This window comes from Cellulomonas sp., assembly GCF_036279715.1.
Classification (GTDB): Bacteria; Actinomycetota; Actinomycetes; order Actinomycetales; family Cellulomonadaceae; genus Cellulomonas_A.
In genome coordinates this window covers 1-9658 of record NZ_DASUIR010000004.1, presented here as the reverse complement: position 1 = coordinate 9658, position 9658 = coordinate 1, and the positions used below count along the sequence as shown (strand labels likewise).

6 protein-coding genes and 2 pseudogenes are annotated in these 9658 nt (G+C 75.0%); all 8 read right to left on the bottom strand.

The genetic code is table 11. The features are described 5' to 3' along the window. Positions 1-2482 (bottom strand): annotated as a pseudogene (locus VFW79_RS00260) (hypothetical protein); the annotation flags it as partial. After that, complete coding sequence (locus VFW79_RS00255) at positions 2475-4079, bottom strand: baseplate J/gp47 family protein (RefSeq protein ID WP_329675321.1); 1605 nt, start codon at positions 4077-4079, stop codon at positions 2475-2477. The pseudogene VFW79_RS00260 and the gene VFW79_RS00255, both read right to left, overlap by 8 nt. Next, on the bottom strand, positions 4076-4582 hold the full coding sequence (locus VFW79_RS00250) for a hypothetical protein (RefSeq protein ID WP_329675320.1): 507 nt from the start codon (positions 4580-4582) through the stop codon (positions 4076-4078). The genes VFW79_RS00255 and VFW79_RS00250 overlap by 4 nt, the downstream gene beginning before the upstream one ends. A gap of 85 nt (positions 4583-4667) precedes the next feature. Continuing rightward, positions 4668-5003 carry a hypothetical protein gene (locus tag VFW79_RS00245; RefSeq protein ID WP_329675319.1) on the bottom strand — a complete coding sequence of 112 codons (336 nt, stop codon included), beginning with the start codon at positions 5001-5003 and terminating at the stop codon, positions 4668-4670. A gap of 33 nt (positions 5004-5036) precedes the next feature. Further along, entirely contained in the window at positions 5037-5843 is an 807-nt protein-coding gene (locus VFW79_RS00240) for a phage baseplate assembly protein V (protein ID WP_329675318.1), read from the bottom strand. After that, a complete protein-coding gene (locus tag VFW79_RS00235; RefSeq protein WP_329675317.1) occupies positions 5840-6934 on the bottom strand; it encodes a hypothetical protein in 1095 nt (364 codons plus the stop codon). The genes VFW79_RS00240 and VFW79_RS00235 overlap by 4 nt, the downstream gene beginning before the upstream one ends. Before the next feature lie 2 nt (positions 6935-6936). Continuing rightward, a complete protein-coding gene (locus VFW79_RS00230) occupies positions 6937-7938 on the bottom strand; it encodes a hypothetical protein (protein ID WP_329675316.1) in 1002 nt (333 codons plus the stop codon). Further along, a pseudogene (locus tag VFW79_RS00225) lies at positions 7935-9658 on the bottom strand (hypothetical protein); the annotation flags it as partial. The gene VFW79_RS00230 and the pseudogene VFW79_RS00225, both read right to left, overlap by 4 nt.

The window sequence follows — 9658 nt, the reverse complement described above, 5'->3', positions numbered from 1 at the left end:
GGGCCTCGAGGACGAGCCGGCTCGCGGTTGCGGTCGCGGGCGGGACGAGCAGCAGGTGCGTGCCGTCGTGCGCGGCGACCTGGGCCGCGAGCGCGAGGTTGACCTGCGCGACGACCTGGCTGAGCTGGCGGGTCGCGGTCGTGGAGCCGTCGCCGACCGGGACGTCGACCGGCGGGACGTCACCGACCCCGATCCGCAGCGCGGCATCGGCGGGCAGCTCGACACCGGCGGACAGGTCGACCGTCCCGGCGAGGTGCACGCCGACGGCGCCCTGCCCCCGGGCGAGCATCGGCGGCACCCCGAGGATGCGATCGAGCGCGTCGAGCGCGTGCGGCGGCTCGAGCAGGATGCGCGACGAGGCACCGGGCTCCGGGTCGGTCAGCACGAGGGTGCGGCCGTCCGTCAGGGCGATCGGTCCGGGAGCTGTGGGGTGCTGCGCCGCGTACGCCGTCGTGATCGCGGCGACGACCTCGGCCGGCGTGGTGGCCCGCGGGCGGGGTCCGGCGCAGTCGATCTCGACGGGCGTGCGGTCGCCGACGGTCAGGCGCAGGTAGCGGTCGACGCTGAGGTCGACCCCGCCCGAGAGGTCGTGGGGGCCCGCCAGGCGCGCGACGGTCGCGGCCTTTCCCGTCGCGGTGCGGGCCGTGAACCCCAGCACCGTCGTCGCGGCGTCGTCCGTCACGCGGGCCCGGGTCACGAAGCGTCGGCGCAGGGTGTCGCGGAGCGGCTGCAGGTCGATCGACCCGGCGGCACCCGCGCTCGTCGACACGAGCTGGAGGTGCGCACCGTCGTGCGACGCGACCGGGTCGCCGGGGTCCGCGCGGAGCGCCGCGTTCAGCGCGTCCTTGAGCTCCTCGACGGTCGCGTGGGTCACGTCGTCGATGCCGCCGCGCAGGTCCAGGTCGCGCGGGGTGCCGCCGTCGACACCGAGCCGCAGCAGGTACCGCGACGACAGGTCGACGCCTGCCGAGAGGTCGACCGTGCCGACCACGGCGGCCGTCACCGGGGCGGTGCCGCGCGCAGACCGGGGTCGCAGGCCGAGCACGGCCTCGGCGGCGTCGCCGTCGACCTCGTCGACCCGCAGTGAACCCGCCGCACCCGCGGTGGGCGAGACGAGCGTGACGCGATCGCCATCGTGCGACGCCGCCTGGGCGCCGAGGCCCTCGTTGAGCGCGGCGACGACCTCCGCCGGGGTCGTCGCGGCAGGGTCGAGGCCCGCCACGTCGATCGTCACCGGGGGTGCGGTGTCGAGCGCGATGCGGAGCCGCGAGTCCCGGCTGAGATCGACCCCGAGGCCGATGCGGCGGTCCGAGACGACCCGCGCGGGGCGCGCGCCGGCTCCGACAGCGACGGGTGCTGCCGTGCCGAAGAGCGTGGCGGTCGCGGGCTGCGCCGCGGGGTCGGCCAGCACGACCGACCCGGCCTCCCCGGACGTGGGGGACGTGAGCGTGAGGAACCGGCCGTCGTCGGACGCGACCGCCAGGCCGAGCGCGGCGTTGATCGCGTCGGTGACCTGCGCGACGTCCACGGCCGCCGGGTCCGCCGCGAGCGCCGCGCAGTCGACCTCGGCGACGTGGTGGCCGTCGACGACGACGCGCAGGTAGCGGGCCGCGGTGAGGTCGAGCGCCGCGCTCAGGTCAGCCGTCCCGACGATCCGGGCGTGCACCGGGTCCGAGCCCGCGTAGGTGCGGGGGCGCAGGCCGAGCACGAGGTCGGCGGCGTCGTCCGGCCCGTCATCGACGAGCACCTCGGAGGCCGCCCCGGTCGTGCCCGACACCAGCACGAGGTGCCCGCCCTCGACCCGGGCGACCCCGGGCCGCCCGAGCCCGGCCTCGATCGCCGCGACCAGCTCGGTCGGACTCACGGCGGCCGGGTTGGCGGCCCCCGCGGTGAGGTCGACGGGCAGCGCGCCGTGGCCGTCGAGCGCGACCCGCAGGACGCGCGCGGCGGTCAGGTCGACACCGGAACCCACGTCCGCACGCCCGACGAGGGTCGCCGGCTGCGCGTCCGCGCCCGCGACGGTCGCCGCCGGGACCCCGAGCACCAGGGTCGCGGCGTCGGCCCCGCGCGGCATGCTCGTCACGAGCACCGGGTCGGGCCGGTCCCACCACGTGTCGAGCGCGTCGTCCTCGATGTGCAGACCGAGCGCCTCGGCCGTGATCCGCAGGATCCCCTGCACCGTGACGGTCCCGTCGAGGTAGGTGCGCACGTACCGGCGCAGGTGGTCGCGGAACTCCTCGACGCTCTCGTCCGGACGCGGGGCGAGGCCGTACAGCGCAGCGAACAGCCTGAGGTCCTCGATCGTCTGCTCGCCCGCGTCCGCGAACTGGACCCAGTGCGCGCGCATGACCGCGACCAGGGAGTTCTCGGCGGTCTGCAGCTCGCCGCCGTACGCGTCGACGAGCGCTCGGAGCGCCGACGGGTCGCCCCGCAGCCGGAACGTCGGCGGCAGGTTCGCGAGGATGCGGTCGGCCTTAGGCACCGGGAGCCTCCACGTGCACGTCGCCGGCCACCATCTCGAGCGCGATCCACCAGGTCTCCCCGGCGACCGTCGCGGAGACCTGGAACGTGCCGGCCTCGATCTCGTCGTCGGTCGCGGGCTGCCCCGCGCGCGCCGGAACCGTCGACTGCAGCAGCGAGCGGTCGGGCACGTGCGCACTCGTCGGCGCGTGCGTTCCCGCGGCGGCTACCGCACCGGCGAGCGCGTCCCGCAGCGCAGCGGCGTCCCCCGCGGCGGCGAGGGACACGGCCTGGACGAGGGCGTCCACGAGGCCCGCGTCCCCGTCCGGACCTGCCAGGTCCGCGCGCGCGACGACGACGTCGACCACGGTCGCGTCCGTGACGTCCTCGACCCCGCGAACAGCCGCCAGCATCGCGGCACCGTCGGCCGGGTCGCCGCGCGTGAGCGTGTCGACGTAGGCCTGCAGCGCCGCGACGACGTCGGACTGCACCTGCGCCTGGCCCGGTGCCGACAGCCCCGGCGTGATCGTCGCCGTGACGCGGGGCGTGATGAACACGTACCGGGCCACGACGGTCGCCACGACCCCGGCGGCTCGCGTCACGTGCACCGCGTCGACGATGCTCCCGAGCCGCTCGGGCTCGGCCTCGACGACGACGGTCACCGTGCCCGGCTCGGAGCGCTTCGCCAGCGGGGAGCCCGGGTCGTAGAACTCGACCGGCGTCCCCCGGCTCTCCCGGATCGCCCGGTCGAGGGCCGCGAGCGTTGCCTTGCCGAGCGAGCGCAGCGCGGCCTTGGCGCGCAGCCGCAGCTCGTCATCGGTCTCGTCGGCTGCCGCGCGCTGCGTCGGGTCGAGGTTGGTCACGTGGTCGATTCCCGCGACCGGCTGCGACATCTCCGTGATCGCACCGGCCGGGACCAGGCCGGCCTCGCCGGCGAAGCCCACGTCGGCGCGCACGGGCACGTCGATGCGCACCTGACCGCGCTGCAGCGTGCGCGGCTGCGTCGAGGCGAACACGACCTTGCCGCCCGTCGAGGCCAGCCGCGTCCCCGCAGGGATCGTGATGTTCCCGTCCACCCCGGCGCTGCGGAAGAACGTGACGAGCCCCTCGGCGAACTCGGCGGTCTTGCGGAACACGTCGAGGATCGCCACGACGTAGTCGAGCGACGTGCCCGTCGCGGTGTCCACGAACGCCGAGAGGTAGGCGAGGTTGATCTGGTCGTAGACCGTGGCGATCTCGCGGCCGACCGCCTCGGTGAGCGTGCGGGTCACGCTGCCGACGTTGATGTCCGACAACGGCGAACGGCTGTCGACGCGGAAGTAGTCGACGAAGAAGGTCGTGTTGTCGTCGGGCTTCGTGCCGTCCTCGAGCCAGGCCACGGTGTTCGTCGCGGTGCCGGTGAACGTGAAGTCGATCGCCGGGAGGAACGTGCGCGGCTTCGTGGCCGCGACGCCGGTGATGCTGCGCACTCCCGACGACGGCTCTGCCAGCGGGTACGTGAGCACCTTGAGGTCGAACCGGATCGGCTCGTTGACGACGCCGCCGACGACCGACGTGAGGATGTCGTCGACGAGCTCCCCGAAGGGGCGATGGACGAGGGTGACGGTGTCGACGTTCACAGCGGACCTCCGGCGAGCGGCACCGGGAACACGAGGTTGAGCTCGGTCACGTGGTCGATCGCGAGGAGCGACGCGCGGATCTCGAGGCGGGTCGGGTCGCTCGGGGCGGTCGTCACGGTGATCGACGTGACGGACGCGACCCGGGGCTCGTCCGCGAGCGCCTGCAGCGCGAAGAGCTTGGCCCGGTTGCGGGTGGTGACGGTGTTGAGCTCGCCGATGAGCTCGTGCAGGCGACTCCCGTACGTCGCGTGCCCGAGGTGGGCGAGCTCGCCGACCTGCGTGAGGAAGCGCAGGAGCAGCGCCTGCTGGAGGTTCTCGAAGCCCGTGACCGGCAGCAGGTCGTGGTTGCGGTCCGGCTCGCCGGGCACCGCGAGCTGCGGGCGCGGGCCGGTGAGCAGGTCGCTGCCGCGTTCGCGCTGCTCAGCCGTCAGGAGGTCGCCGAGCAGGCGCAGGTCGGTGCCGGGCAGCGCCTCGCGCGGTGGGCCGACCGTCGGGGTGCTCATCGCGACCTCCTCGTCCGTGCGGGTGCTGCGGTTCGTGCGCGTGCTGCGGTGGGTGTGCGTGCTGGCGGGGCCGGGCGGGCGGGGGTCACGGCGGCCACGCGTCGGTCACGAAGGTCGCGGCAGGCGGCCCGATGACGACGAGGACGCCGCTGCCCGACGGGATCCGGTCGCCGACCCGGACCAGGCCCTGCCCCCCGACCTGCAGCCCGGTGCTCGACCCGACCGACCCGATGACGAGCGGGTACGGCACCCCGGTCACGGAGTTGGTCATCAGGCAGATCGACCCGCTCGTGGCGAGCGGCATCCCGCCGGCCGTCACCCACGGCGGCAGGACGACGAGGATCGTGCCGGTGTCCGGCGCGGCGGTCATGCCGGGCGTCACGACGACGCTCGCCCCGATGGTCACGGGTTGTCCTGGCACGATCGCTCCCTTCCTCGGCTGTGCAGCGGCGGGTCATGGCGAGAAGCTCGTCTGGCCCTGGATGGTCACGGACGCCCCCTGGACGCTCGCGCCGGCACTCCCCTCGAGCGCGGCCGTGAGCGAGCCCTTGAGCGTCGCGCGCGTGCCTGCCTCGGCGGTCAGCGTCGTGCCGGCCTTGATCGCGACGGCGCCCCCGGCCTGGATCGTGAGGTCGGCCGTGGCCTTGAGCGTCACCGAGCCCGCGGACTCGAGGGTCACGTCGCCGTCCTGGTCCATCGTCACGGTGGTCCGGCCGGCCTTGACGTGCACGGTCCCGCCGCTCGACCCCGACTGGTCGAGCTTCAGCTCGGTCTGCCCGGCCGTGGCGGTGACGGTCCCGTCGACGATGCGGACGGTGATCTTCGGGGGCATCTCGATGATCAGCTCACGCGCGGGGCTGGCGTCCGGGTGGTTGCGCAGCGCGGCGAGCACGCTCGCGTCGTCGTCGGCCGCGAGCGGCAGGCGCAGCACGATCTCGTCGGTGGTCGACAGGGGCGGGCGGTCCGCGTCGTCGTACAGGCGCGCGATGACGACCGGGCTGTTGACGTCGCCGTGGTCGAACGCGACGAGCACGAGGTCGCCGACGTTGGGGATCCCGACGGTGCCGATGTGCCCGGTGCCGACGGGCACGCGCTTGAGGGCCAGCCCGCTGTTCTTGAGGGTCACGTCCACGCCGTAGTTGTCGTCGTCGCCCGCGCCGGAGTGCGGGTGGACGTCCTCGACGACGCCGAGCTCGGTCGTCCGCACGGCGGCGAGCTCATGGCGGACGATCGCGGCGATCGTGTCGACGATCGTGCTCATGACGCACCTCCGGTCGATGTGGTGGCCGGTGCGGTGGTCGGCGCCGACCCCGGTGTCGCGGCGGCTGCCTGCGCTGCCGCACCCGTGAGGCTGCGCAGGTCGACGTCGGTCACGAACCCCTCGGCCTTGGTGAGGCGGTGCTCGACCGCGCGCACCTGGTAGTTCCCGTCGAGCTCGTCGACCCCGGCCCTCGTCGGGAAGCGCTCGAGCCGGACGAGGTCACCGAGCGCAACCTGGGGGCGGCCCTGGATGCGCACCCGGCCACGGAGCGTCGCGGTCGTCAGCGCGTCGAGCGCAGCGGTCGCCGCGGTCGAGGCCGCCGCCGCGGTGCGGACCGCCGACCGTTCGAGCAGCAGCGTCGGCGACCCGGACCCGGCGCTCGCGCGGTACGGCGTGAAGTCGCTCGTCAGCCACGCCCAGGACTCGTCGCCGCTCGACGCGCCCGGGCTCTCCCCGAACACCTCGACCGTCCCGGCCACGGGCCGGGCGCGGGTGAGGCCGGCCTCGAGGACGTGCTCGGCGTACTTCAGGACGTGCACGGTGCGGTTCCCGGCGAGCGCCTCGAACACGAGTCCGCCGTCGGGGGTGAGGTAGGTGTCGAACCCCGCGAGCACGGCGAGGTCACGGATGTGCCTGGCCCCGTCCCGGCGGCCGTCGACGACGTACGCGTTCGTCTGCGGCCCGTCCTCCACGCGCGCGACGTCGACCCCGGCCTCGGCCGCGAGCGCGCGCACCACGTCGCCGTACGTCGTGTCCTCGAACGTGCGGTCGAGGCGCGTCCGGAGCAGTGCGTCGGCCCGCGAGTGCCCGACGATGCGCACCGTGCGCAGGTCCGGCTCGACGGTGACGACGGTCCCTGTGAGGACCCGCACGAGCCCCGCGTCGGGGTCGGCGTACCCGAGCTCGATCGACAGGTCGTCGCCGGGCACCGCCCGCAGGCCGCCGACCTGCCCCTGGACGATCGTCACCTCGTCCGCGGGCGTGTCCATGTCGAGCCGCACGACCAGCTCGACGATCGTGCTCGCGCGCGGCTCAGCGGTGGTGTCGACGACGTGGTCGCCGATGGTCACGCGGTAGGCGGGACGCAGCATGGTCAGCCCTCCCCGTCGTGGGGGTCGGAGCCGTCGAGCCAGGCGCGCAGCGCGGGGCTGGTCGTCGCGGGGTCGCGCGGGTCGTCGAGCTCGGCGCGCAGCGCGTCGCGGAGGTCCGGCGCCGCCTCAGGTCCGGGCGCCGCAGCGGGAACGGCGCCTGCTGCTGGCCCAGCCACGGCACCCGTCGCGGGCCCGGGCACGGGCTCGGTGCCGAAGACGTCGTCGGCCGTGAGCGGGCCCGGCCCGGCGGTGGCGATGAGGTTCGGCACGTACACGCCCAGCAGCGTCGAGCGCAGCTCGCCGAGCCTCGGGTCGAGCGTGCTGGCCAGCATCGCCCGCGCGAGCCGTGCGCGGCGCTCAGCCGGGTAGGCGCGCGTGAACGTGATGTCCTCGTAGGCGCTCACGAGGTAGGTCTCCTGGGCCTCGACGCGCGTCGCCGGGTCCTCGGCGACGCGCATGAGCCGGTCGAACCGGTCGAGGCTCGCGCGCAGGGCCTCGCGCGCGGCGACCCACACGTACCGCGCGAACACCGCTCCCCCGGTGGCGCGCTGCCGCTCGGCCTCGGCCAGCAGCCGGTCGGCGGTCGGCGACCTGCGCTGCAGCCCGATCGCGAGGCGCAGGTCGGCGAGCACCGGCCCGGACACGATGAGCCGCTGGCAGTGCTCCTCGGTCAGCGCGAGCGCGAGCGACCGGGTCCCGGCGTCACAGAACGCCACGAGCCGCGCGCCACTGTCGGTCGGCACGTGGGACCACACGCCCTCGACGTCGCCGAGCCGCGGGCCGCCCGTGCCCCGCAGGACGACGTCGACCGTGACGCTCGTGCCGACCGGCTCCGTGATGCGCCCCTTGAGCACGTCGGCGAGCCGGACGGTGACCGTGCCGGTGCGGCGCTGGAACCCCGTCCCGGGCTCGGGCGTCCAGTCGCCGAGCGCGACGTCGTCGACCACGACCTGGACGATGGTCGCGGCCTCGAGGACCTCGGACGTGACGGCGTAGGTGGTCATGTCCGCGCGTTCCTCGCGAGCTGGTCCGTCGAGGCAGGGAACCGCACCTCGACCGGGGTCGTGGCCGCGGCGACGGCGGGTGTCGTCGGCGTCGTGCCTGCGATCGCCGTCGTCGGCGCCGTGACGACCGCGACGGCCCCGGTCGCCGGGGTGATGGTCCACTCGCCGTCCTGCGTCCAGCGCACCTCGAGCACCACCGCGTACGTCCGGTCGGCCGGGTCGCCCGTCGCGCCGCTCGCGGCGGTCCGGTTGGTCCAGAGCCCGAGCGTCGAGGAGAACGTCAGCCCGAAGTGGAAGCGCCGCAGCGTGGCCGTCGGGAACGCCGGGCGCACCGCCGGCTCGCCGTCGCCGGGGCTGTCGACCGACTCGACGATCCACCGCTGGCCGACCGCGAGGGCCGTGCGCGTCCGGATCCGGCTGCGCGTGAGGGTCGCCGAGTCGCCGCCGCGACCCACGACCCCGGCCCCGCGACCGGAGTCGAGCAGCGGCGGGTCGATCAGGACGGGCGCCGGGTTGCCCGGGACGAAGATCGGGCTGCCGGGGGTGCCGCCCGTCGCCGCGGCGAGGTTCGACGCGAACACCGACGGGTCGGTGTGGACCGCGCCGGCCGGTTCGACGAACGTCCCCACGATCGTCTCGACGGCCGTCTCGTTGTTGATCCACCCACCGAAGTACTGGGCGATGACGCGGCGGCCGTCGGCGCCGCCGGTGACCACGTCGACCTGGGCGTTCATGTGCATCGCCGCGGTCGCGGGCGCGGCGATGTCGAACGCTCCGGAGCTGACGCTGATCCCGCCGCCGGCCGGGAGCACCGCGAAGTTCGTGCTGCGCGCGACCGAGCTGTCGAGGAACAGCGTGGCCCGGCCGAGCACGACGTTGCGGACGATGCTCGGCTCGCGGTCGATGTGGTGGTCGTAGGTCCCGTTGCCGTTGCCGTCCACGAACGGTCGCACGTGGAACGTGCCGGCGTTGTCCGTGAGCATCGTGGCCGCGAGCGGGTTGACCGCGTCCGGGGTGAGCGTCGGTGCGGCGGCGGCGTGCAGCGCGACGATCGCGGGGGCGTCGTCGCCGCCGTCGGCCGCGGGGTTGCCCTGGGCCCGCTGCGCGCTCCACCGCACCGGCACTCCGGCTGGCCGCACGGTCACCGCGAGCGTGATCGGCGCGGCCACGACGACCGAGCCCTCGACCAGCGCGACGGGCGGGTTGGTGGTCGGGTTCTCGTCGAAGTCGGCGGGCACGGGGACGGCTGTTCCGGGCACGACGTGCGGGGCGACGGGCGAGTTGCCGAGCCGGGCCGTGTGCGCCGGGGTCGCGGGGATCGTCATCGTCAGGTTGCTGAGCTCGACGACGGTGAGCTGGACCCGGTCGCCGTCGGGCTCGAGCGCGTCGATGCCGAGCTGCAGGACCGTGTCGCGCAGGCCGCCGCTGACCGCGGCCCCCTCGACCCAGAAGCGCGTCCCGGCCGCGGGGATGGCGGCGTTCGGCAGGTTCACCGGGGTGGCGACGGCGACCTGGGCGGGTGCGGCGACCTCGTCCGCAGCCGCGAAGAGCCGGGTACGGGCGTCGAGCGCCCTGAGCACGAGCGTCCCGGCGAACGCCGCGGGCCGGGCCTGGCGCACGGTCAGCATCGCGCGACCCGCATGGCGGCCCGCGTCCTGGACCTGCACGAACCGGCCCGGGTCGATCTTCGCCGCCTCGGACAACGCGGCCGGGTCGACGC